Annotated in this window: 28 protein-coding genes; 24 read left to right on the top strand and 4 right to left on the bottom strand. The window is 42.8% G+C overall.

The window, feature by feature from the left end:
- Positions 1-30 precede the first annotated feature (30 nt).
- From MHB71_RS12900 to MHB71_RS12890, 3 genes are all read left to right on the top strand, one after another.
- Positions 31-504 (top strand): DinB family protein, encoded by a 474-nt coding sequence (locus tag MHB71_RS12900; protein ID WP_340029830.1) that lies wholly within the window; start codon positions 31-33, stop codon positions 502-504.
- Positions 505-598: 94 nt separating this feature from the next.
- Positions 599-1,534 (top strand): acetamidase/formamidase family protein, encoded by a 936-nt coding sequence (locus MHB71_RS12895; RefSeq protein WP_340029829.1) that lies wholly within the window; start codon positions 599-601, stop codon positions 1,532-1,534.
- Between the two features lie 47 nt (positions 1,535-1,581).
- Positions 1,582-2,163: an HAD-IA family hydrolase gene (locus tag MHB71_RS12890; RefSeq protein WP_340029828.1), complete on the top strand. Its 582-nt coding sequence runs from the start codon at positions 1,582-1,584 to the stop codon at positions 2,161-2,163.
- Between the two features lie 107 nt (positions 2,164-2,270).
- On the opposite strand, the gene MHB71_RS12885 is transcribed toward MHB71_RS12890, so the two are convergent.
- Positions 2,271-2,720 carry a DUF1569 domain-containing protein gene (locus MHB71_RS12885; protein ID WP_340029826.1) on the bottom strand — a complete coding sequence of 150 codons (450 nt, stop codon included), beginning with the start codon at positions 2,718-2,720 and terminating at the stop codon, positions 2,271-2,273.
- 157 nt (positions 2,721-2,877) lie between these two features.
- On the opposite strand from MHB71_RS12885, the gene MHB71_RS12880 reads away from it, so the two are divergent.
- The 7 genes from MHB71_RS12880 (at position 2,878) to MHB71_RS12850 (ending at position 7,953) form a co-directional block, all read left to right on the top strand.
- Complete coding sequence (locus MHB71_RS12880; protein ID WP_340029825.1) at positions 2,878-3,654, top strand: rRNA adenine N-6-methyltransferase family protein; 777 nt, start codon at positions 2,878-2,880, stop codon at positions 3,652-3,654.
- A 44-nt stretch (positions 3,655-3,698) separates the two neighbouring features.
- Entirely contained in the window at positions 3,699-4,526 is an 828-nt protein-coding gene (locus MHB71_RS12875; RefSeq protein WP_340029824.1) for a methyltransferase domain-containing protein, read from the top strand.
- Between the two features lie 34 nt (positions 4,527-4,560).
- On the top strand, positions 4,561-5,493 hold the full coding sequence (locus MHB71_RS12870) for a hypothetical protein (protein ID WP_340029823.1): 933 nt from the start codon (positions 4,561-4,563) through the stop codon (positions 5,491-5,493).
- 60 nt (positions 5,494-5,553) lie between these two features.
- The gene (locus MHB71_RS12865) at positions 5,554-6,396 is read left to right on the top strand and encodes a phosphotransferase (RefSeq protein ID WP_340029822.1); all 843 of its coding nucleotides are present in this window, start codon (positions 5,554-5,556) and stop codon (positions 6,394-6,396) included.
- A gap of 180 nt (positions 6,397-6,576) precedes the next feature.
- Positions 6,577-7,023 carry a GNAT family N-acetyltransferase gene (locus tag MHB71_RS12860; RefSeq protein WP_340029821.1) on the top strand — a complete coding sequence of 149 codons (447 nt, stop codon included), beginning with the start codon at positions 6,577-6,579 and terminating at the stop codon, positions 7,021-7,023.
- 45 nt (positions 7,024-7,068) lie between these two features.
- A complete protein-coding gene (locus MHB71_RS12855) occupies positions 7,069-7,392 on the top strand; it encodes a hypothetical protein (RefSeq protein ID WP_340029820.1) in 324 nt (107 codons plus the stop codon).
- A gap of 36 nt (positions 7,393-7,428) precedes the next feature.
- On the top strand, positions 7,429-7,953 hold the full coding sequence (locus MHB71_RS12850; RefSeq protein ID WP_340029819.1) for a GNAT family protein: 525 nt from the start codon (positions 7,429-7,431) through the stop codon (positions 7,951-7,953).
- 133 nt (positions 7,954-8,086) lie between these two features.
- Here the strand turns inward: MHB71_RS12850 and MHB71_RS12845 are convergent, their stop codons facing one another.
- Genes MHB71_RS12845 through MHB71_RS12835 form a run of 3 tightly spaced genes read right to left on the bottom strand, consistent with a single transcriptional unit; the run spans position 8,087 to position 12,451 of the window.
- Entirely contained in the window at positions 8,087-9,052 is a 966-nt protein-coding gene (locus tag MHB71_RS12845; protein WP_340029818.1) for a substrate-binding domain-containing protein, read from the bottom strand.
- Complete coding sequence (locus MHB71_RS12840) at positions 9,045-10,634, bottom strand: response regulator (RefSeq protein WP_340030171.1); 1,590 nt, start codon at positions 10,632-10,634, stop codon at positions 9,045-9,047. The genes MHB71_RS12845 and MHB71_RS12840 overlap by 8 nt, the downstream gene beginning before the upstream one ends.
- Positions 10,635-10,639: 5 nt before the next feature.
- Positions 10,640-12,451: a sensor histidine kinase gene (locus MHB71_RS12835; RefSeq protein ID WP_340029816.1), complete on the bottom strand. Its 1,812-nt coding sequence runs from the start codon at positions 12,449-12,451 to the stop codon at positions 10,640-10,642.
- Positions 12,452-12,694: 243 nt separating this feature from the next.
- Here MHB71_RS12835 and MHB71_RS12830 point away from each other — a divergent pair, with 243 nt between their 5' ends.
- From MHB71_RS12830 to MHB71_RS12765, 14 genes are all read left to right on the top strand, one after another.
- Positions 12,695-13,717: an ABC transporter substrate-binding protein gene (locus MHB71_RS12830; protein WP_017689009.1), complete on the top strand. Its 1,023-nt coding sequence runs from the start codon at positions 12,695-12,697 to the stop codon at positions 13,715-13,717.
- Positions 13,718-13,802: 85 nt separating this feature from the next.
- Positions 13,803-15,314, top strand: coding sequence for a sugar ABC transporter ATP-binding protein (locus tag MHB71_RS12825; protein ID WP_339199073.1), 1,512 nt, complete (start codon positions 13,803-13,805; stop codon positions 15,312-15,314).
- 4 nt (positions 15,315-15,318) lie between these two features.
- Positions 15,319-16,362: an ABC transporter permease gene (locus MHB71_RS12820; RefSeq protein ID WP_083657362.1), complete on the top strand. Its 1,044-nt coding sequence runs from the start codon at positions 15,319-15,321 to the stop codon at positions 16,360-16,362.
- Entirely contained in the window at positions 16,352-17,326 is a 975-nt protein-coding gene (gene yjfF / locus MHB71_RS12815; RefSeq protein ID WP_340029815.1) for a galactofuranose ABC transporter, permease protein YjfF, read from the top strand. Before MHB71_RS12820 ends, yjfF begins: the two co-directional genes overlap by 11 nt.
- 108 nt (positions 17,327-17,434) lie before the next feature.
- Positions 17,435-18,487, top strand: a complete 1,053-nt coding sequence (locus MHB71_RS12810) for an ABC transporter substrate-binding protein (protein ID WP_340029814.1) — start codon at positions 17,435-17,437, stop codon at positions 18,485-18,487.
- Between the two features lie 222 nt (positions 18,488-18,709).
- Positions 18,710-19,774: a polysaccharide deacetylase family protein gene (locus tag MHB71_RS12805; RefSeq protein WP_340029813.1), complete on the top strand. Its 1,065-nt coding sequence runs from the start codon at positions 18,710-18,712 to the stop codon at positions 19,772-19,774.
- 190 nt (positions 19,775-19,964) lie between these two features.
- Complete coding sequence (locus tag MHB71_RS12800; RefSeq protein ID WP_340029812.1) at positions 19,965-20,495, top strand: AAA family ATPase; 531 nt, start codon at positions 19,965-19,967, stop codon at positions 20,493-20,495.
- Positions 20,496-20,732: 237 nt separating this feature from the next.
- Positions 20,733-21,218 carry an N-acetyltransferase family protein gene (locus tag MHB71_RS12795; protein WP_340030170.1) on the top strand — a complete coding sequence of 162 codons (486 nt, stop codon included), beginning with the start codon at positions 20,733-20,735 and terminating at the stop codon, positions 21,216-21,218.
- 12 nt (positions 21,219-21,230) lie between these two features.
- On the top strand, positions 21,231-21,761 hold the full coding sequence (locus tag MHB71_RS12790; RefSeq protein WP_340029811.1) for an AAA family ATPase: 531 nt from the start codon (positions 21,231-21,233) through the stop codon (positions 21,759-21,761).
- 48 nt (positions 21,762-21,809) lie between these two features.
- Positions 21,810-22,277: a DUF2691 family protein gene (locus MHB71_RS12785; protein WP_340029810.1), complete on the top strand. Its 468-nt coding sequence runs from the start codon at positions 21,810-21,812 to the stop codon at positions 22,275-22,277.
- A gap of 480 nt (positions 22,278-22,757) precedes the next feature.
- Positions 22,758-23,255, top strand: a complete 498-nt coding sequence (locus MHB71_RS12780) for a GNAT family N-acetyltransferase (RefSeq protein WP_340029809.1) — start codon at positions 22,758-22,760, stop codon at positions 23,253-23,255.
- Positions 23,256-23,257: 2 nt separating this feature from the next.
- Positions 23,258-23,800 carry a GNAT family protein gene (locus tag MHB71_RS12775; RefSeq protein ID WP_340029808.1) on the top strand — a complete coding sequence of 181 codons (543 nt, stop codon included), beginning with the start codon at positions 23,258-23,260 and terminating at the stop codon, positions 23,798-23,800.
- A complete protein-coding gene (locus tag MHB71_RS12770) occupies positions 23,797-24,366 on the top strand; it encodes a hypothetical protein (protein ID WP_340029807.1) in 570 nt (189 codons plus the stop codon). The genes MHB71_RS12775 and MHB71_RS12770 overlap by 4 nt, the downstream gene beginning before the upstream one ends.
- The gene (locus MHB71_RS12765) at positions 24,363-24,821 is read left to right on the top strand and encodes a GNAT family N-acetyltransferase (RefSeq protein WP_340029806.1); all 459 of its coding nucleotides are present in this window, start codon (positions 24,363-24,365) and stop codon (positions 24,819-24,821) included. Before MHB71_RS12770 ends, MHB71_RS12765 begins: the two co-directional genes overlap by 4 nt.
- Positions 24,822-24,828 lie beyond the last annotated feature (7 nt).

Here is a 24,828-nt window from a genome sequence, read left to right as displayed (position 1 = left end):
TTCAAAAAGAAAGAAAGGGGAAATGTAATCATGACTAAAGAGATTGAACATTTGCTTCAAAATTTTGAAGAATGGGCGTTGTTTGTCAAGACGATGAATCATCTTGAAGAGAAGACCTGGAATTCCAGCATGGAAGAAGGGAAATGGACGATTAAATCCATCGTCAGTCATATCATGTTATGGGACCGATATTTTTACAAGGAAGCGATTGAGAAGATTGCTCTGAAGCAGCCAGTTACGTTGAAACATATGAATTTTGAAGAGTTTAATCGCAAAGCTATTGAATTTGGTAACCGCACAGAGACGTCCGAAATCGTAAACAAGGCGATCACGTATCGCCATAAAATTATGAATGACATTCGAGGGTTATCGGAGGAACAGCTTCATCAGACGTATTTGGACGCAGAGGGAAACGTATTTTATATTCCCCAATATCTTAAAGATTTTATATGGCATGACCAGCATCATATGGAACCGTTGAAGGTATATCTTCTCCAGTCTTGAAGCGTAAAGGACTTAACATGTAGGAAGCGGCACGGAATGCAGCATGTGGCTTGCTTTGAAAATAATATGTATCCCAAACAAGGGAGGGATTGTAGTGAGTACACATACGATTGAATTAACTCAGGAAAATCTGATTGGTTCATTTACCAATGAGGTAACTCCCATTTTGAGCGTGAAATCTGGTGATTCCATTCGTTTTCAGACGCTGGATGCGGGCTGGGGAACGGGGGTGAGTTATGCGGAACGCATGAAACCTTTTGATCGTCAAGGTGAAAAAGATGGAGGTCATGCCTTAATCGGTCCGATCTATATCGATGAGGCGAAGCAAGGACAGACGTTGGAAGTTATTTTCAATGAGATCGTACCCGGGAGTTACGGGTTTACTTCCGCTGGCGGATATCCGAACTGGCAGAACCATAAGTTACATCTAACAGAGGTTGAAGAACTGTCGCTGAACTGGACACTTGATCGCCAAACGATGAATGGAACCTGTGAAATAAAAGGAAAGTCCTTCACTGTATCTCTCTCGCCGTTTATGGGTGTAGTGGGCATGCCGCCAGAGTCAGGTGGGATTCATACGACTTGGCCACCTCGCTATTGTGGAGGAAACATCGACTGCAAGGAACTGGTGCAGGGAAGTAAATTATATTTACCTATCCCCGTAGACGGGGGTTATCTCGCGATTGGTGATGGTCATGCACGGCAGGGGGACGGTGAAGTCAGCTGTCAGGCCATTGAATGTCCGATGGAAGTGGTGGATGTCACGCTTAATGTGATTGATGATATGATTTTGACCAATCCTCGTGCACATACGCCATCCGGCTGGATTACCTTCGGTTTTCATGAAGATTTGAATGAGGCTACGGTTCAAGCATTAGACGGGATGCTCAATCTGATGGGTGAGTTGTACGGACTAGATCGAGTGGAAGCGATTGCACTTGGAAGCGCGGTAATTGACCTGCGTATCACCCAAATTGTGAATGGCGTTAAGGGTGTACATGCTGTCCTTCCGCATGACGCTTTTAAGTAACTTGGGTCTGTTATACGTCGTATTAGTTGAACTCGGGGGTCGATAAAATGAAAGGCAGACCACAGATCGTTTTAGATATCGCAGGGGTTTTGTTAAGTAATATGTCGTTGACGTGCTGGAAAGATATGAGTGAGGAAACCAACCTATCGGCAGAATCTTTGAAAGTACATTTTGCAGGAATCAAACGAAAGCTCTGGACAGGAATGATGAGGGAAGAAGAGTTCTGGCAATCGTTGAAGGAGATGTATCCCGAATTATCGATAAGCCGAGCGAAGGACATCTTATACAATTCAATTGTTCCCTTACCAGCCGCTCAATACCTTGAGCGATGGAGTGAGTTCGCAGATATCCATCTACTCAGCAATCATTGTAAGGAATGGATTGAGCCGAATCTGAGCCGTTTAAGCTCATTTACCAAAAGTGTAACCATTTCTAATCAAGTGGGTTTATGCAAACCTGAGATTGAGATATACCAACGGGTCAAAACCCTCCTGGCAGCTGGAGAAGAGGTTCTATTTATAGATGATCAAGAGAAGAATTTACATTCGGCTAAGTTACTTGGCTGGGAGACTTTACTGGCTGACGAAGAAGGAGATTGGGTTAATGAAGTTGAGTCATTGCTAATTTAGAATGTAATCCAGAAACCAATCAGTTCCGGATATTACCTGCTGAACTCGTCAGTCAATGAAAGAGAGTAATAGAACAGCATGCATAACTGGCACACCGTGCATAACCGCTAAACTCCAAATTGCTTTAAATGATGATCTAAATGCTTATATATGCCTTTACCCCATTGCTCGGCTGTTAATTTTCCGAAGAAGGGATGGGGGTGGCGGGAGAATTTTTCTGAAGCACCTTGTTGAAAGATATTAATCTGCTGCTCAAGCTTTTCTTTTTCTTCCATAAACTGTCGTTGGTCATCAATAATGATTGTGGGGATCGTAGACATATTGTGGGGCAAGGGCTTGTCATTATAAAACATTGGTTTTGCGAACCGTCCTATAAGTCTCCCAAGTAATCCTCTAGGTGGAAAAGCATTTCCTAAGGGGATATCATGAAATGCTGAACAGTGAGCCAGCATTTGAGAGACCTGCATCGTGCCCCATTCAGGGATGGATTTTTCACTAAGTTGAGCCATGCGCTCTGTAATTTCAGCAGCATTCATCGTATCAAATATACTTTTCACAAGAACACCTCAGTCCTCTAGGATATAAAATTTGGACTTAAACTATCATCATTCTCCTATTGAAAGGTTTATCCTCTTACTATCAAGAATAATAAGATATGGTAAGTTTAGTCAATGTATTATAGGAAAACCACAATTGAAATCGGAGGATGCGAACTTGGAAAATAAGGAAACGTTTAATCTCGTAGCAGATGAATATGAACGATATAGACCCGTCTATCCGAGTGAAATGTTTGATGATATTTTTACATATCTGAATCTTAATAAAGAGGATTCCATTCTTGAGATTGGCTGCGGAACGGGGCAGGCCACTGGCGGATTGGTGAGCAAGGACTATACAAACATCACGTGTATTGAATTAGGCAGCAACTTGGCACAGTTCACCGCAGACAAATTCAAGTCATATCCATCGATTCAAGTAATCAACACTTCCTTTGAGGAGTGGAATAACGAAGGAAAGCTATTTCAATTGATTGTGTCAGGAACGGCCTTTCACTTCATTGATCCGGAGGTCGGTTACCACCGGGCTTGGGAATTGCTAGAGAATACAGGCGGCATTGGACTTTTCTGGACGATTCATGTACCGGTCTATGACCAGCTGCACAATGAAATTCGTTCCCACTACACAGCATTATCCCCTCATCTCGATGATTCGCACTATCCTTCGCCAGATGAAGTTATCCAAGAGCGTAAAGAAATAACAGAAAAATCCGGCTTGTTCACGGATATTGAGGTTAAGGAGTATAACTGGATACAGACTTGCTCCAGCGAAGAATATGTCGCTTTATTAAATACCAACTCCAAACATCAGCAGCTTTCTATTGATGTTCGGCGTTCACTTCTAGAGCGAATCAAACATTCCATTGATGCTGCAGGTGGAACGATAGAGAAACAACATAAGGTTGCGCTTTTTCTAGGGAAGAAAAAGGTCTAAGAATATATGTTTTTATTATTCTACTTAAGAACAGGAGAGAATATATGAGTGATCCGCGTTCAACATACAGTATCCAAACGGCAGTGTTAAGTTTACAAGAGGAATTAGAGAGGTTAAAGATGCAGGCGATAATGGGGTGGTCCAAAGAATTCCGAAATCTAGAGTGGTATGGTTTGAAAAATGGAATGCGTGTATTGGAGGTCGGAAGCGGACCAGGTTACATTACAGAGCAACTTTTGAACAGTCTGCCGGAGAGCGAGCTTACCTCTCTTGAGATTGATCGTTCACTGCAAGCACAAGCCAAAGAACGGCTGAAAGATATTCCTTCCACGCGATTACAATTTGTAGAGTCTTCCATCTACCAGATGGATCTGCCTGATGATTCTTTTGATTTTGTCGTGGCAAGACTGATCTTTCTTCACTTGAACAATCCTGACGAAGCTGCACAAGAGATATATCGTGTACTGAAGCCTGGCGGCCGTCTTGCCATTATTGATGTAGATGACGGCGTTTTTGGAGCAGTGAATCCTGATGTTCCTGCTTTGCATACGGTATTAATGAAAATTTCGGACTATGTAGCACAACACGGTGGTAATCGCTTAATTGGCAGAAGTCTGCCGCGTCTCCTTTCTGAGAGCGGATACATCGATGTTGACATTGATTCTGTCCTTCAACATAGTGATCTGTTAGGCATAGAAGGGTTTAAGCACCAGTTTAATCTTAATCGTTTTGTACATTTTGCTGAAAAAGGTGTGATCAGTTCGGAGGAATTTGCTCAGCTGCAACAAGCTTCTGAAGCGATAAATCATTCGCCGGAAGCCTATGCCATGATGAATTTCATTACAGCTTGCGGCACGAAGCCATTGACATAGCTGAATTGAAACTAATTAAGGACGGAGGATGGGGATGAATATCGTTCATTCTTTTCAGGAATTATTAGTTCGAGGGGATCATCAGGGTATGATTGAGTTACTGAAAAACTTCGAACAATCCAGGAAATTGTCTGTCCATGAACAAGGCTGGGTCTACTGGAATATTTCAGATGGTTATGCCTTGTTAAGAGAGCCTGAACCGCTTTATGCCAATCACCGGGAATTCTTCAAATGGGGGAAAGAAAATCTCGCCCCGGAGCAGTTACACTGGATTGTTTCGGATTCAACACAAGCGTTGTCATTATCTCTGGGAAACTACTTTGATCATTGGATGGACTGGTACCAATATGCTTGCGATAATGCTCCGAAGTTGGATACCAATCGAGGTGTTCGATTCGAGAGCCATCGGGCTTTGGGTGGTTCGCTTTGGGTTTTGGAGAGATACAGTGAAATGGACAGTGTGCTTGAAAATATGAACCAGCTTATACAAGAAGATGAGACATGGTCCAATATTCTTTTTGCCCGAATTACATACAACAAACAGCGTTTGGCCTATCTGCATCATGTTGGGGAGGTTAGAGAAGTAAATCTGCTTCTGGATGAAACGCCGAATTTGATAAACAAGATCGACTGGTCAGCATTAGATCAAATAAAAAATCAGGAAGTTGTAGGTAGCTGGAGACAATTGAATTCATCCAGTAACTCACAGAGAGATGTTCACATCGCGATGAACAATCTGGCATGTATTTTGACAGATATTGAAAAGGTAGAGGAAAGTGTGGGGTTATTCAGACGGCTACAGGACAATGGATATGCTTTGAATGGGTATGCTTTTTCTAAATATGTCTGTTCGGTCTGGAAGTCAGAGGGGGTTGAAGCTGTTAGGGAAGTGTTAGGTGCCAATAAATCTTTTGAAATCGCTGAACTGATTAAACATAGCCCTATGCTTTCAGAGATCGAAGATTAGGTTTTAGGTTGTCTAAAAGAGGACTGAACTTCAAGGACTAAGAAAGAAGGAATGCATGAAGTGAACCATGACATCTTGTTAAACAGATTTCCGAATGTGAACATTGTTAAGCTAACAGGTGGTTATACCAATACGACCCTTTTACTTGAGGGAACTGATCCGCAGATGATTGCTAAAATCTATCATGTAGAAAATACAGATGCAAGGACAGAAATAAGCGCGCTAAGGTTGTTAAATCATTCTGGCGTGACTCCGCGAGTGCATGATTGCTTTGAAAAAGAAAACTGGCTGTTTGTTATGATGGATTATGTTCCAGGAATAAATGCACAGAGGCTGCTGGATCAAGATGGACGTGACCAAGGCAGGAAAATTTATGAGCAACTTGGTATATATCTCGCCAGAGACGTGCACACAATCAAACGAGGTGACTGCGAAGCAGAGCTGCCAGTCATAACGAAGTCCGCTAATGATGTGGAGGAACTTGAGTTTGTACCCTCCGGAATCAAAAGCATGGTAAAAGAAGTGTTGGACATTTCCGATCATGGGGAGCAAACTCTGATTCACGGAGATTACGGACCACATAATGTCATGTTATCCAACGATTCAATGTTCATTTTGGACTGGGAGTGGGCAGGATGGGGCAATCCGTTGTTTGATATCGCATGGGTGGTCTGGTTTGTGCATCTTCATTACCCTCACATGGCAAAGGATCTGTCAGAAGTCTTCTTAAATGCATATACAGAACGTACAAATATTGATGTAACAAATGATCTAATTCGGGCATATTCCACATCCAAAGTAATACAGATCATGCACCGAATTAAGAATGCTCATCCAGATGTACATAGGGAATGGCTCCGCAGATTAGAATGGACACTGCAAGCGAGCTTTAACAAGGCTTAATCGTGAAATTTCGTTGAAACGCTGAAATATACGTGAAAGGAGTGATGTGATATGAGAAACAATACAAATCTGAGTAGAAGAAATGAAGTTGCAAGAGGTGTTTTTGTCTAGCACAGAGGACCAAAGGAAGGTTTCCGAGGGATTCCTCTGTGTAATTTTCACGAGGAGGAGTTTCAATTTATGATTCAATTAAAAAGTGTGTCGGTGGATAATTGGTATGCTTGCACCCAACTGGATGTAACTGAAGAGCAGAGAAAAAGTTTTCCAGCGCCGGTTGTATATTGGATTGCTGAATCCAAGGTTGTGACCGATTTTCAACCCATGGCCATCTATTTTGATTCGGATCTGGTTGGTTTTGCCGTGTACTCAGATAAGGCGGATCATGAGGATAACTATTGGCTTCTTGCTCTAATGATAGATACAAAATATCAGGGCAGAGGTTATGGAAGAGAAGCGTTGAGGAAGTTAATTGATCTAATGAAAGAATCGCTGAATTGTAAACGCATCATGATTGGACACAGGCCGGAAAATGGTATCGCCGGATATCTCTATGGATCACTTGGTTTTCACAGCGTAAGTGAAGGGCTGATTGATGGCGAAGTCGTTCGGCTTCTAAGATGCAAGTAGTGCCAAATCACACGCGATTTGGATTGTAAAGGAGGTAGCTTGTCTTTGAAGCATGTACACATTATTTTCTCATTACTCTTTATCATGTTAGGAATTGTGATTATTACGATCTCGAAAATGATTGAAGAGGTGATTCCCAAGCTAGGGTATGCAGCATTCCAGTCAGCAGCAGCTGGCAGTTATGATTCGAGTGCTTATCAAGTGGATTTTGTACTGAATTATTGGATAGGCGCGATATGCATTTTAGGTGGAGTTATCTGTTTATTAGCTAGAATGAATTGGGTTCAGAACTCCATTCGTGAATTGAATATAAGAAACAAAGCGTTTGATGAAACTCATAATTATGACGACACAAGAGAACTGAAATAGGATATGATATGACGTAAAAAAGAGGGGCGGATATACATGATTACATTCCAATACTTTGAACCGGAGGATTTTGATCTACTGATCGAATGGAGTGGGGATGAAGCATTTTTGCTCCAGTGGGCCGGTCCTCAGTTCCAATATCCACTTTCCAGAGAACAGCTATCGGATTATTTGCATGGTGCCAATGATAAGAACACTTCAAATAAGTTCATTTATAAAGTGATGGATGAGTCGACTCAGGAGAGTGTGGGCCATATTGCTCTTGGCGGTATCGATCGATATAATCGTTCAGGGCGCATTGGTAAGGTGCTCCTTGGCAAGCCATATCAGGGTAAAGGCTATGGAAAGCAAATGATCGATGAGGCACTTCGAATTGGATTTGAAGAGGAGAAGTTACACCGGATCAGTCTGGGCGTATTTGATTTTAATGTCGCAGCCATCCGATGTTATGAAAAAGCGGGCTTTGTACAAGAAGGACTTATTCGTGATGCGAGAAGATATGAAGATACCTTCTGGAATCTTATTGAGATGAGCATATTAGAAAACGAATGGAAAAAATAACTTCTCATAAGGTATCATATACTTGAGGTTCATATTTCTTGAGAAACCCTTCGTTGAATGGAAGTCATAACTACATTTGCGAAATTTAAAAGGGGATGTCCGCCTGTCATCAGAATGACAGGCAGACATCCCCTTAATTGCTTCCTTCCTGATTTATTTCAATGATCCCCGTATCAATAAATTCCTTCACAGGCACACCTTCGCTTGCAAGTAACAGGGTCTCCATCATTTTGGTACCCCAGACTCCTTCATTCTGAGAAATGACGGCAGACAATTGACCGTTGAGCAACCCGTTTTCACTGGTCGGGCTGTCACCGAACGCGATTAAATGCCGATTAAGGCCTTTTGCTTTCCAGATCAGGGTAGAGGCAGAGACAGAAACAAAATCGAGCCCGATAATCGCATTGAAGTGAGGGTGAGCTTGAATCATGTTCTCCATATCGGACATGGCCTGATCTTCATTCCCTTGATGATAACGAACTTCCAAGATTTCGATGTCTGTTTCACTGCGGATATAATCAATGAATCCATTAAGCCGCTGCTGCAAACCTTGCATCTCCTCCAAGCCATTCTCGACAAGAATCATACCTTGATTATGCAGGAGTCGTGTAGTCGTCATTGCGAACTGCTGGCCAGTACGGTAGTTATCGGCGCCCACATAAGCGATTCGATGACTCGATGGGACATCTGACTCAAATGTAATGACAGGAATACCTGCAGCTTGGGCTGCATCAATAACGGGGGTAAGTGCAGCAGCATCCACAGGAGATATAGCGATCCCGTCCACATGCTGTTTGATCATATTCTCCATGATACGGATCTGTTGTTCGGTGTTGGCTTCATCAGGGGCGTTTACAATCAACGTGATATTGTGTTTCCCTGCATACTCCGTTGCATCCTTCGTGATCATCTCATAGGTTGGATACGTCATTGGATAAATAATACCAAAAGTTTTGCTCGCTGCAGATTTCTCTACAGGTGAAGTTGCAGGAAGTGTTGCAGCCATTTGCTGTGGACGATTGTGTGCCGAACCGGATGAAATGATCATCGGGAACAGAAGTATTAGTGTAAGTAAAAGTGCAAATCTGGCTTTATTCATACATCGGCTCTTTTCTCATATCTGATGGTCCGGCTTGCGATTCCTCGGTTCCTTGAGTTCGGTATTCTCTTGGTGTAAAACCTGTTGTTTTCTTGAATATATTGGAAAAATAGTGAGAGTCGTTGTAACCAACTTTATAAGCAATCTCAAAGGTTTTGTTGTTGGTTGTTTTCAGTAGCTCCTTGGCTTTACCGATTCGAATCTGGGTTAGATACTCCGTTATCGTTTGACCGGTTTCCTGACTGAAAATCTTGCTTAGATGACTTGGACTGATTCTAACGTGTGCAGAAATCATCTTCAACGAGACCTGTTCGTTATTGTATTCACGGGATACATAGGCTTTCACCTGATCAATGACATCACTGTATTTTCCAGAGCACGCTGCTCTTCTCTGCCATAACAGGTTAAGCAGGGAACACAGATATTGGTTACAATCCTCCCAGCACGTAATCTTCCGAATCGTCTGTTGCAGGGAAGTAATGTTCTCATCCGAATGGTCACTCATGCGGAACAACTGATTCGCGAGCCGAAACGACTCCAGCGTAAGATCATTCAACAGATAGAAGCCATACGAGGAGGACTTCCAGTCGAAGGACTGTAATGGAGCGGCAAACTCTTGCACAAAATGGTCACGCAGATTGGGGCTGCCGATTTTGAGAAATTCAAGAAACGAATTCCTGTCGAGAAAAAGAGTCGTTTGCTCATCCAGGTTAATTTCATGTAGAGAAGCTCTGTTCTGAAGGGTGAGTCGATTAATATATTTGTCCTCCTCCGCTTCCAGATACGAGACATGAATTCCTTGCAGCCGCTCCTGTTGACTGCCAATGCCCAGAATAATATTACATTTGAACGTATGCTCAAGTTCCATACGAACCCGCCCGCGAAGCTGCTCCAGATATACGGATATGCTGTCATCGGAGTGATACTTGAGTAGAAGCACCAACTCGGTCCGGCTTCGAATATAAGGAAGAAGTTCAACGTGGGGATCACGAGTTTCCTCCAGTATGGGAAGCAGCTTCTTCATCAGGGATTCCGGGTCCCGGGAGTCATCTGTTAATCGAACGTCGATAATGACAATTGTATAATACCTGGCCGAGAGAGGAAGTGAGAGTTGTTTAGCTGATTCAATCGCATCGGTTGTACCGATGAGTCCTCCGCACAGATCGGCCAGCAGTTTTTCTTTGGTGATCGTCCGGTTTGTCATGCGTTGATGTTCTTCATCCATTTGTTTGCTGACCTTATGCAGCATTTGGATTAGCTCTGCTGCGCTAATGGGCTTTAGACAGTACTCGGTCACACCAAGCCGGATGGCCTCCTGGGCATAGCTGAATTCATCATGACCGCTCATAATAATGATTTTGATATCAGGTTGTTGAGTGCGAACGATGGAGGTCAGTTCCAATCCGTTCATAAATGGCATTTTGATATCTGTAATCAGAATATCCGGAGCCCATTCATGAATTAAAGGTAACGCAAGCTCGCCGTCGGGTGCATCCCCGCAATAGTGAAAACCTTCCTTTTCCCAATCAATGCAGCTCCGTATATTCTCCCGAATTCCAATTTCGTCATCCACGATCATCACCTTTTTCAACGGTTAACCTCCTTGCTTTTGGGGATACGAATCATAAATGTGCTGCCTTCCATATACGTACTTTCCATTTCAACGCCATAAGATGGTCCGAAATAGAGTCGAATCCGGTGATGTACATTGAGCAGACCAAATCCGCCCTCCTGCTCGTCATCTTGGGGTGAACGGGAACCGGCCGGCTTCTCCAGCTCTTCACGTAATTGTGTCAATCGATCCGCAGACATGCCAATTCCGTTATCCTGTACGGTCAGAATGATGCTATTGTCCTCTACATATCCGTGTATGGATATCAGCCCTTGACCGCGTTTGTTCTTGATCCCATGGTAGAGCGCGTTCTCAATCAGGGGCTGCAGCGTCATTTTCAAAATGGGATAATCCTGAAGATCACGATCAACGCTGATCTCGTAAGTGAGAATATCGTGGTACCTCATCTGTTGAATAACCAAGTAACTCCGCGCATGTTCAAGCTCGGTTTGAATGGATACCCAGTCGAATCCTTTGTTCAGACTCAAACGAAAGAACTTCGAGAGGGCCTGCACAAGTTTGATTACATTTTCTTTTTTCTCAGCTTCAGCCATCCATAGGATGGATTCCAACGTGTTATACAGGAAATGAGGGTTGATTTGAGCTTGCAACGTACGTAGTTCAGCTATTTTCACCTGTTCATTCTCTCGAATGCTCTTTTCGATTAGCATTTTGAGTTTATCCAGCATCACATTGAAGCTTTTGCCCAGATCAGCAATTTCGTCCGAGCCGTGTGGTGTGACTTTGGCTTCCAAGTAACCGTTTGCAGCTTTACGCATCTTGTTCATCAGAATTCGGATGGGAAGAATCAATCGGTTATTCAGGAAAAAATATAACGATATCGCAAAGAAAGCACTTAACAAAACCGTAATGATGATCAATTGGCGAATGCTATTGGCCTCTGCAATGATTTCCTGATAAGGAGCTACCCCGATCATTTTCCATCCGGTCTGTTTTGAGGTGCTGTATACAACAAACTGGGGCTTGGATCCTGCAGACAGGATAAAGCTGTCGTGCTGTAGATGTAAAGGGACCGATCGGATCTGATCCATCATGGTTATGGATGCAGGGGTGACATCTGGCCTAAAGAGTGTATTTCCGTATTGATCACTAATATAGAAAAAACCGGAATCCTTAATTGGGGTATTCGTCAAAAAATCATCAATGAATGAATCATTCAAATCAATCACTATGAACCCGATGACCTCATGCGTAATTCGCTCTTTGACCGTGGTTATAATTGAAAGCGCATTCTGTTTAGGGTAAGCAAACCCATCCAGCCTGTTATATTCGGCATAGGCTGCAGAATGAGGGATGCGCAGAATGGCATCCGGATACTGTATCAGATACTTGAAGTACGGGTTACGCAGCGGATTTCGTTCCAGCTTGAACACGCCTTTTCGTTCACTTATGCCTTTTCCATAGAAATTCACGAATGAGATATTAAGTACCTTGTCATACTTGTAGGTTTCCCGATAAAGATTGTATGTCTGAAGGATGGCTTTGGCTTCCGGGTAGGACTCCGATTGAGAATACAAGTATTGAAGCACTTGCGGGTTCTTGCCCAGTTCGAGCAGCCTTTCCGTATCCTCAAACAAGATGTCAATGTTCCTGGCAAGCTGGTCGGCAACCAGCTGTGTTGAGGCCTTGTTATGATTGGATACGACCGTATAGGATTTGTGGTAAGAAATCAATCCAACCACGATCAGTGGCACTGAACTGAGGATGATAAACATGCTGAGTAATTTAAGCCTGAGGCTTGAAGCAATCCATTGAATGAGTTTCAACGTATTCCACTCCATCTGAAGGGATCAAAAATGTATCATTAGTATAACATGATTTTCTAATATGTAAGAGAATCGCTAAATACTACACAATTAAACAAAAAAATTACACTTTTTAAACTCCATTTTTTGAAATTACTAAATTATTACATAAATAAAGTATGAGACTCCATATAAGCTCGGAATGAAAGCGTTCTATAATGTGGTCACACCACAAGGTGAAACGAAAAAAGGGAGGATCACAACATGCGAACCAAAAAAAAGTGGGGACTTGCCATAACATTGGCTATGGTGATGCTGGTCAGCACGGCATGTAGCAGTACCAATGGAGGAGCAGGCTCCGATAATGAAACTTCAACGAGTGGGAATGGCAGTACACCTGCCAGCGCCAAAACAATTACGCTTGGTTTTTCGCAGGTTGGTGCGGAGAGTGGCTGGCGTTCGGCGAATACCAAGTCGATTCAGGATTCAGCCAAAGAAGCGGGTTATGATTTGAAATTCTCCGATGCGCAGCAGAAGCAGGAAAATCAAATTAAAGCTTTGCGATCCTTCATACAACAGAAGGTGACGGTGATTGCTTTTTCCCCTGTTGTAGAATCCGGTTGGGATACCGTATTGAAGGAAGCGAAGGATGCAGGAATTCCCGTGATTTTGACGGACCGTGCTGTGGATTCGCCGGATAAAACCCTCTACAAAACCTTTATTGGTTCCGACTTTGTAGAAGAAGGACGCAAAGCAGGTCAGTGGCTTAGTGACCAATACAAAGACACACAAGACGAAATCAACATTGTTGAGCTGCAGGGTACAACAGGCTCCGCACCAGCGAATGACCGTCAAGAGGGCTTTATGGAATTGATTGCTTCCAATTCGAAGCTTAAAGTGATTGCTTCACAATCGGGTGACTTTACACGTGCCAAAGGCAAAGAAGTCATGCAAGCTTTCCTCAAAGCACATAAAAAAATAGATGTTCTCTATGCACATAATGACGATATGGCACTTGGGGCAATCCAGGCCATTGAAGCGGCAGGATTGAAACCAGGCGTAGATATTACCATTATCTCTGTGGATGCCGTGAAGGATGGGATGCAGGCTGCTGCTGATGGCAAAATCAACTTTATCGTTGAATGTAATCCGTTGTTAGGACCTCAATTAATGGAAGCGGTTCAATCGGTAGTGGACGGGAAAGACATCGAACCCCGAATCGTTACGGATGAGACGACCTTCACATCGGAGCAAGCCAAAGAAGCATTGCCAACACGTGAATATTAAAAGCAGATTCGTATAACACCGAAAAGTCATTTTTCGACCAGGCTGTCGCTAAATGACTTTTTTCCATAACAAAGGAGAGGGTTATATGGCCGAGCAAGCACCCATTTTGCAAATGACAGGCATCACCAAACAATTTCCCGGGGTTAAAGCACTATCCAGCGTCAGCTTTCGCTTGTTTCCGGGCGAGATTCATGCCTTGATGGGTGAGAATGGAGCGGGGAAGTCGACGCTTATTAAAGTTCTGACTGGCGTTTATTCCATTGATGAAGGAACGGTAACCATGGATAACCGGCATCTTTCGATCTCCGGTCCGCTTGAAGCGCAAAAGGCGGGAATCAGTACCGTTTATCAAGAGGTCAATCTTTGTCCGAACTTAACGGTCGCTGAGAATATTTTCATCGGGCGGGAGCCGATGCGATTTGGAAAAATCAATTGGAAGCAAATGAACAAAGATGCGGAGAACATTCTGCGAGACAGATTACATCTGTCCATCGACGTTAAGGCTCCTTTACAGACTTACTCGGTCGCGATGCAACAACTGATTGCAATTGCAAGAGCACTCAGCATCTCGGCAAAAGTGCTCATATTGGATGAACCCACATCCAGTCTGGACAAAAACGAGGTTCAGCAACTGTTTCGTATTATGCACAAATTAAAGAGTGAAGGTCTCGCAATTCTTTTTGTTACTCATTTTCTTGATCAGGTATACGAAATGTCGGATCGTCTAACGGTGCTACGTAACGGGGAATTGGAAGGAGAGTACATAGCCGCAGAACTTCCACGCATGGAACTGGTGCTCAAGATGATCGGCAAGGAGCTTGAGGTGCTTGAGGAGCTTCCGAAGGAAGCGGATACTGCCCAGGCGGAGTCGGGAGAAATGTTAATTACCGCTAAGGCACTTGGACGCAAAGGAGCAATTGAGCCATTTGATCTGGACATTCGCAAAGGAGAAGTCGTTGGCTTGGCTGGATTATTGGGGTCTGGTCGTACTGAGATTGCTCGCCTTTTCTTTGGTGCAGATCGTTCAGATGAAGGCAAGCTGCTCGTTGTAGATACAGGAAGTACGGTCAAGTCTCCCCGTCATGCAATTGATCAGAATATTGCTTTTTGCTCCGAGAACCGTAAAACCGAAGGCATAATCGATGATTTGACCATTCGGGAGAACATTATTCTGGCTTTACAAGCGACACGAGGCTGGTCCAAACCCATCTCACGCAAGAAACAGGATGAGATCGCCGAAAAGTACATCAACCTGTTAAATATCCATCCGAAAAACCCGGAGCATTTAATTAAAAATCTGAGCGGCGGTAATCAGCAAAAGGTGTTGCTTGCACGGTGGTTGCTGATGAACCCCGATCTGTTGATTCTCGATGAACCTACGCGTGGAATTGATATCGGTGCAAAGACTGAGATACAGAAGCTGGTGCTCTCTCTGTCGAAGCAGGGAATGGCCGTGCTGTTCATTTCGTCCGAGCTGGAAGAAGTGATTCGTGTCAGCCACCGGATTGCCGTAATCCGGGACCGCAAAAAAGTGCAAGAACTTAGCGGGGATCAGATCCATCAACAGCAAATCATGAAAGCAATGGCAGGAGGTTAAAGAGATGGCGGGCAAGATGCGTAAACATCATTTGTTTTGGCCGTTATGTATGCTTGGTTTACTTTTAATCTTTAATTTGCTGTACTCTCCGGATTTCTTCTCCCTCGTCATGCGTGAAGGGAATCTGTATGGCAGCTTGATTGATATTCTCAATTTTGGAGCGCCCTTAATTCTGGTATCGATCGGCATGACACTGGTGATTGCAACCGGAGGTATCGATTTGTCCGTGGGCTCTATTGTAGCGATCTCCGGTGCCGTGGCTTGTATGAGCATCAGCAGAGGAGTGGATCAGAGTTCGCTCTGGCTTGTGTTGGGTGCACTTGGATTATCTATAGGTCTCTCACTGATCTTGGGCATATGGAACGGGGCGCTGGTTTCGGTTGCCCGAATCCAGCCCATTATTGCAACGCTTATACTGATGGTAGCCGGACGTGGGATTGCGCAATTGATTACGAGTGGACAGATTATTACTGTATCCAACGCGAACTACGCCTATATCGGTGCAGGTTCGCTTGCAGCATTGCCTTTTTCCATCTTCATCGTATTAACTGTGCTACTAGTTGCCTCATTGTTGACGAGAAAAACGGCACTGGGACTGTTTATCGAATCGGTTGGAAGTAACGCAAACGCGAGCCAACTGGCAGGTATTCGTTCAAAAACGGTTATTCTCACGGTATATGTCTTCTGTGGTCTGTGTGCCGGCATTGCCGGGCTTATTCTCAGCTCGAATGTATCCAGCGCGGATGGCAATAACGCAGGTCTGTGGTATGAACTTGATGCCATTCTTGCTGTAGTCATCGGGGGTACTTCGCTCAATGGTGGTCGTTTCTATCTAATGGGTACCGTCGTTGGAGCACTCATTATCCAAACCTTAACAACGACGATCTATATGATTGGAGTCCCGCCAGAAGTTACGCTGGTTGTCAAAGCCTTTGTTGTACTGGCCGTTTGTTTGATTCAATCCGATTCATTCCGCAATTCCATGGTGATCCGTTGGAAAAAACGGAAGTTTCCAGCCGAACAGGGGGTTAACCGCCATGTTTCTTAATCGTAAGTATCTCCCGGTCTTTGTCACCTTCGGCTTACTGGCCGTGATGTTTGCCATAGGCTCTTTCCGGTATACGGGGTTCTTTTCCACACAGGTACTGCTTAATCTTCTCATTGATAACGCATTTCTGATTATCACGGCGATTGGCATGACTTTTGTGATTGTATCGGGAGGAATCGACCTGTCGGTAGGTTCTGTCATTGCGTTAACGACCATCATTAGTGCAAGTCTGGTCGAGAAGCAAGGGTGGTCGCCTGCGATCGTTATACCTATGGTGCTTGTCTTGGGTGCGTTGTTTGGCACAGTCATGGGGGCTATCATCCACTATTTTAAAATTCAGCCTTTCATCGTGACACTGGCAGGCATGTTTTTGGCGCGGGGGCTGTGTTATGTCATCAGTCTCGACACCATTACCATTACGAATCCATTTTACACACAGGTTGCGCAGGCGAAAATCTCCTTACCAGGGGGCAGCTTTGTCTCCATTAATGTGATTATTGCACTGGTTATTGTACTGCTCGCGATCTACCTGGCACATTACACCCGGTTTGGGCGCAACGTTTACGCCATCGGCGGAAGCGAGCAATCTGCGCTACTCATGGGGCTGCCGGTTGCACGTACCAAAATCCTGGTGTACACGTTCAGCGGTTTGTGCTCCGCGCTTGCCGGTGTTGTCTTCACCTTCTATATGTTATCCGGTTATGGATTACACGCCATGGGTCTTGAACTCGATACCATCGCGGCTGTTGTGATAGGAGGCACCTTGTTAACAGGTGGTGTAGGGTATGTGGCGGGAACCTTTATTGGTGTATTGATCCAGGGGGCTATCCAAACTATAATTAGCTTCGAAGGTACGCTCAGCTCATGGTGGACCAAGATTGTGATTGGTCTGATGCTGTTTGTTTTTATTTTGTTCCAGCGACTTCTTAGCGGGCGGCGAGTATCCTCGAAATCACTGCATTAAGTTGATCGAATTAAATGATATTGAATACGGATACCGACACAATGTTATAACAATATGCGCTTTGCATTGCTGAATGCTGAGCGTAACATGGAGATGGGGGATACGTGAGTGAGAAGACATGTGAACTGGTTGTGTTTGTTCATTCTACTGCTGCTTGTCGGCTGCACAGCCCCTGAGTCTGAATCTGTTCCTCCTCCCATCTCGTCTAACAACTTAGAAACTCTTCCCTCCGTTGAGGAATGGATGGAATCAGCGGTAGCAAGGGATACCTCTACGAAACCGATTGTCTTAGGTTTTTCACAACTGGGCAGAGAGAGTGCCTGGCGTCTGGCAAACTCCACGTCTATTCGCAATGCTGCGGCTGAATCGGGAATCTCCCTTGTCATAAAAAATGCAGAACAGTCTCAGACGAAACAGTTCGAGGCTGTTCGGTCGTTCATCAGGCAAAAGGTGGATGTCATTGCCATTGCACCGGTCGTGGAATCGGGCTGGGATGGTATTCTTCAGGAGGCCAGGGATGCAGGCATACCTGTGATCATCGTAGACCGGTCAGTTGATGTCAAAGACACTTCACTTTTTGTGACAACGATTGGATCGGACTTTTATGAGGAAGGTGTGAAGGCCGGGAAGTACATTCAGGATCGGATGCGAAATCATCCGGGTTTGATACGGATTGCCGAACTGCAAGGCACAAGTGGTTCTACACCCTCCATCCAGCGTGGTGAGGGCTTTAGAAGCATTTTTGACACCAGAGCAGATATCATCTTCTCACAAAGTGCTCCTGCCGATTTTACGGAGGACAATGGCAAACAAGTCATGAAAGAATTCCTTCAGGTCCCGGAAGACAAACGGCCGCAGGTTCTTTTTGCCCATAATGATGAAATGGCTTTTGGCGCCATACAAGCGATAGAAGAAGTTGGGCTGAAGCCGGGAGAGGACATTATCATTGTCTCGGTGGACGGCTCCCGCAAAGCACTTGAAATTCTGGCGAGTGGGAAAATCAACGCTGTGGTGGAATGTAACCCGCTGCTTGGTCCTCAGCTTATGCAGGCTACAAAAGAAATTATTGCAGGGCGTACACTCCCGAAGCGCATGGTGCCCCCGGAGGATATTTTTACAAAGGAGAGTGCTGGACGGGAGATGTACAACAGGCGATTCTAGAATTCGCGAAAAATTAGAACATTTTGGATAAAATTCAATTTACTTTAAATGGAGGTATCGTTTATACTGAACTCACCTTGAACTAAAAGCTCTTCTCTATGAGAAAGGACGTAGCGGATTACATACTTTTGAAAGCGCTTTTTTCGAGGGGTGAGAGTTCGATAAAGAGAGGGAGTGTAGAAGGTATTATGCTGTGAATATAACTATGAGGGAGGTAATTTTATGTTCAAAGTTAAGCTGGCAAAGGCGGTAATATCTCTCGCACTTTTCGGTACCTTGTTTTCTATTCCGGGGGTGCCTGATGCTCGTGCTGCAGATGCAAGTTGTCCGAATGGTTATGTAGGTCTGACGTTTGATGATGGCCCATCTGGAAATACAACAAACATGCTTAACGCGTTGAAGCAGGCTGGCTTACGGGCAACGATGTTCAATGTTGGACAAAATGCACAAAATAATAAATCTCTGGTTTCTGCACAAGTAGCAGCTGGTATGTGGATTGGCAATCATTCCTATACACATCCAAACATGACTACATTGAACAGTTCTCAGATGTCGTCAGAGATTACTCGGACACAACAGACGATCCAGTCTATTACCGGAAGTTCACCTAAACTGTTCAGACCTCCTTACGGTGCGACAAATGCGACCTTGAAATCCGTTGTGAGCCAAAACGGTCTGAAGGAAGTACTGTGGAACGTAGATTCCCAAGACTGGAATGGTGCCAGCGCAACCCAGATTGTAGCAGCTATGAATACGATGAAAAGTGGTGACGTCATACTAATGCATGATCAGTACCAGACGACACTTCAGGCCATTCCGCAGATTGCACAAAATCTGAAGAATCGCGGCCTTTGCTCCGGCATGATCTCATCAACTACCGGTCGGGCAGTCGCACCCGATAATAGCACTACTAATCCCCCGAGTAACGGAACAAAAGTGGAAGCTGAGAACATGACCAAAGGTGGACAATACACCGGCAATATCAGTTCTCCTTTCAATGGTGTGGTCCTTTATGCCAACAATGATTTGGTTAAATACACTCAGAATTTTGCAACGAGCACTCATAATTTCTCGCTTCGTGGAGCTTCAAACAATGCCAACATGGCTAGAGTTGATTTGAAGATTGGCGGACAGACGAAGGGAACCTTTTACTTTGGCGGAAGCGCTCCAGCGGTTTATACCCTGAATAATATCAGTCATGGGACGGGAAATCAGGTCATTGAGTTGGTTGTAACAGCCGATGACGGGACATGGGACATATATATCGATTACTTGGAAATACATTAACAAGCTTAGGTTGATTGAAACATAATGCACTATAATGAAATCCCGTTGGGTTGACCCAATGGGATTTCATCATGTTTTTTGCCATTTTGTAACACAAAAGTGGAAGGAAAACATTTATAATGGATGAAATTGTATATGAGAAAGATTGTTTCTATTGAAAAATTTCATTGAATGGGAGTGAAAGGATCAAATGATTATAATGATTAACGGAGCGTTTGGTTTGGGAAAAACTTCTGCAGCTGAAGCACTTCAGCCCTTAATTGCAAACAGCATGATCTACGATCCTGAAGAAATAGGTTATATGCTCAGAAAACTTCTTCCGGAGAATTGTAGAGAGGAAAGGGAACGTACGGATGATTTTCAAGATATCGATTTATGGAAAATTCTAACCGTAAAGACGGCTAAAGAAGTAAAGCAGAAATACAACAGACACTTAATTATCCCCATGACCATCTATAAAGAGGAAAACTTTAATTACATCTATAACGGGTTGAAAGAGATCGATCAGGACATTCATCATTTTTGCCTTACGGCTACAGAAGAGACGATTTATCATCGTTTGGCTAAACGTGGAGATGAGTATGGAGGCTGGCAGTATCAACAAGCACCAAAGTGTGTTGAAGCTTTCAAAGATGAAAAATTTCAAACTCGCATTATTACCGATCATCTGGAGACTAGTGAAATCATAGAACTCATATTGAGGAAGGTCCTATCCAAATAATTATCATTTTTTATTAAGGAGGATTTTAGGATGATGATTGTACATGTACTCTTAAGAAAAGAGTGGGAAGCCGCGTTGATTAATGGAATTCTAACATAAAGTCAGAAGCTATATGGGAAGATCTGTATAATGAAGGCAGGGAATATCCTCATATTTACGGTGAATTAAATCTAGACGCGGTATTTCATACATATGATGAAGAAATGAACAGAAGAGGATGGAACCTAATTGACGACTGTGACTTTTGAAGAGGTAACCGAACAACACCTCCCTGAAATTAGAGTGATTTATAACTATTATGTAATGAATACAACGATTTCGTTTCATACGGAGGAATTAGATCTTGATCAGATTAAATCCTCTGTCATGAACAAGGATACACGGTATAAAACTTATGTAATTCTTGAAACCGATCAAATGATGGGCTATGTTCTGATCACCCAGTATAAGAGTAAACAGGCATATGACATTTGCGGTGAAGTCACCATATATTTGAAGCCCGATATTTTGGGAAAAGGCTTAGGGAAACAAGCACTACGTTTTATTGAGAAGATTGCAAAAGAACAAGGGTTTCATACCTTAATTGCGACGATTTGCATGGAGAATACAAGAAGTAAATCATTATTTGAGAGAAATGGTTATGAACAATGTGCTCTTTTTAAAGAGATTGGATATAAATTCGATAGAAAGCTGGATATTGGAAGTTTCCAAAAGATATTGTAAGGAGAATAGAGAATGAGTAGAAACCTATATATTATATCTGGCCCCCCTGGAGTAGGGAAATCTACAACTTCCAAGCTGCTGGTTCAGACTTTAGATAAAAGTGCCTACATTTCTGGAGATGCGGTTAGTCACTTTCCAGTCAAAGGGCGAGGTAAACCCTGGCTTGATAAGGATACAAACGACTTAACTTGGAAAAATATATCTAGTCTAGTGAAGAACTTATTGGATTATAAATACGATGTAGTGCTGGACTATGTGGCCTTTCCGGAAGACATTGATGGATTAATGACAGAATTGGCAGACTATCATGTTGGCATAATCTATGTTGTAATAATGGTTGATCGTCAAACCATTATTCGTAGAGACCGTCTAAGAGCAGAAGAATATCAAATGAAAGAAAGAAGTATAATTCTGCTGGATGAGTTTGAAAATCATCCGGATCTGAGAGTAGATAACAAGCTGTATACGAATCATTTTACAGAAGCACAATTACCTGAAATAGTAAGTGGAATTATAAATAATGAGAAGTATCGATTGAAATAACTGTACTGTTATTATGCTTCGAATTGTAAATGATAAGAGGGTGAGTAGATGAACAGAGGAATACGTTTTGAAATACCAAATGCCTATGGTCGCTTTCTTGGGGAGATTTTAAAACCAATGGAAGTATCTAATTTCGATTGGTTTATTGGTGAGGAGGAGTCCTACTTCGTTGTTGATGATACGTTAGGGGATGATCTTTTTCCAGATATGATTATGGGTATGAATGGAGAAGAATTACAGAAGATTATTGATAACAACGAGTATTATTTAATATTTGCGAATTTAAAAGCATTTCCAAAAGGCTCACAAATAACAGATGTAATCACCTATGAAGATTATATTTTGAGTGACTGTCAGATGGTTCTTCTTGTGATCGATAGTACCTACGTCACGGTTTATTGTAAAGATTTAGAGAAAGTCGAGGAATTGTATAATCATATAAATAGACAGGGATTTGAATCTCTCGAATATTTAACAGATGAGAATGATGCTAGGACAAAACTATCGGTCTGGTGATAAAGAAGCTTGGGATTAACTGCTAAGGTTTGATAGAACTTCCCATGCTTTCGTTGTTATGCATTAGCATAGCGTTGAGTTTAGTGTTAGGTGTTAACGCTAACGAACCTGACACGTCTTATTCGGGAATTTGAAACGCCCTCCGAAATCTAAGAAATCTGAGACACGCTATACCAGAAAAAATAGCCTTTTGTAGCATTTTTGTCAGATGATTTTGAGAAATAAGATGTCTCATGTTCCTTACAATTCTAAAAGAGGACCTGAAGGCCGAATAAGATGTCCTGTGTTCCTTAGAAATCACCTGGCCATTCGCCAGCATCAGTCACCCTGAACTTTAGCAATTTTCGGACGGTAAGCTGGCACCCATCACCGTTTACTTGCCTGAGTTTGAAGACACACTCTAGTCCGTTTCCCCCATGATATTTGAATGTGTATGAATACGATTACATCTTTATGAATGAAGAAGGAGTTGAGAGAAAGATGGAGACAGAACGACTTGAATTTCGGAAATATACTAAAAATGATTTTGATTTACTTTTTGAGATGACACGTGAGCCAAATATGATGAAATTTATAAGACATGGAGGACCTTGGACGAAGGAAGAAACCATGCAAAGCCTGGAAAAGTTCATCAACTGGAATAAAGATGATAAAGGACTGTTCCTCGCATTTAATAAAGAGGATAACAAGTTAATTGGAACCTCTGGACTGATTCCTCAAATCATTGAAGGCACTGATGAGCTTGAAGTTGGTTACTGGGTCATAGAGCAATACTGGGGAATGGGTTACGGATATGAACAAGCGAAAGCGTGGAAAGAGTATGGCATGGGTCACTTGAAGCAGAAAAGATTAATATCTCTAATTCAACATGGCAATGTGGGTTCTATGAAAGTCGCGCAAAAGAATGGCATGAAACACGAGAAGGACGTAGATATAATAGGGAAAAATGTAGCAGTATACTCGATTGAGGTGAAGTGAATATGACTCCATTTCCTGAGCTAGAAACCAAAAGATTGCTGCTAAGAGAGATTAAACAGAGTGATTCCCAAGACATATTTCAATATTTTTCGTCAGATGAAGTTACAAGATTCTACGATGTAGAAAGTTTCACAAATATAAAACAAGCTGAAGAACTCATACAAAGATGGAAAGAACGATTCGAAAATGGTCAGGTTATTCGCTGGGGAATTGCTTTGAAATCGGACAACAGAATTATTGGAACATGCGGATTTCATGGTTGGATGAAACAACATCATAAAGCTGTGATGGGATATGAGCTAGCACCGGAGTTCTGGCGGCAGGGTTATATGACCGAGGTAACTCAGAAAATCGTTGAATATGGATTCAAAAACCTTGAATTAAACAAAATTGAAGCATTTGTAGAGCCAGAGAACGCGGGATCAAGAAAGTTACTTGAGAAAATTGGGTTCAGTGAAGAAGGCATATTGAAAGAACATTTTTATTGGAAAAATCGATTTGTTGATAATGTCATCTATGCATTTTTGAAGAAAGAATATGTATGAGAATACGAATTATTGGATCTTGCGGTAGTGGGAAATCAACATTAGCCAAAGAATTGTCGGATAAATACGGTATTCCTTCCTATGAATTAGACAATCTCATATGGGACAGAAGCGCCGAAAATCTGAGATATCCTGAAAGTGTTAGGGATGACTCGATCCAATCTATTATCAGTTCAGAGGCTTGGATTATAGAAGGAGTGCAGTGCAAAGATTGGACCATTAAGTCCATCCAGGAAGCGGATTTGATTTTTGTATTAGCTCCAAATGTTTTCATTAGAGATTATCGGATTATAAAAAGGTTTGTATTGTCCAGACTGGGTTTGCAACTGTGGAATTACAAGCAGTCATTCAAGAACTTATGCAAGATGATTGTGAAATGGAACCATCAATATAATATAGAAGAAGTTATATGTACAATTAACAAAAACCATAAGACTGCAACAATCACGAAGAATAAAAAACAAGCGATACAGTTGATTGAACATCATTTGGAAGTGGTTGTAAGTGAAATTGAAAAGAACTTTAGAATTAAACAAGGATTGTCGAAAGAGGAGATGCAGTGGTGAATATAAGAATACAACCAGTCACCCGAGAGAATTGGGAAGAGGCGCTGAAGATCTCTTTGTATGAACACCAATTGTCATTAGTTCCATCTGTTATTGAGGGGATCGCTTACGCCTATATAAAACCGTGGGATGAAGCATTTGATCCTTACGTACTTGAGATCGATGGTAAGATATTTGGTTTCTTTTATCTGAGTTATACGCCAGATAGTACAGAAAATTACTGGATTGGTGGTTTTCAAATCGATAAATCCTATCAAGGAAAAGGAATGGGAAAGCGCGCTATAAGAGCCATTCTAGATTACATTACAAAACAGCATCCGTTGTGCAAGGTTATTTCATTAACGGTTGAACGGGATAACGAAATAGCACAGCATTTGTATAAGAGCATGTCCTTCATTAGTGAGAACAGAACCAATTCAGATGATGAAGTGATCTACAGGTTGGAAATAAAGTGATAGACTC

Origin of the sequence: Paenibacillus sp. FSL H7-0940 (assembly GCF_037979415.1) — a bacterium.
Lineage (GTDB): Bacteria > Bacillota > Bacilli > Paenibacillales > Paenibacillaceae > Paenibacillus > Paenibacillus amylolyticus.
This window is presented reverse-complemented; position numbering and strand designations above follow the sequence as displayed.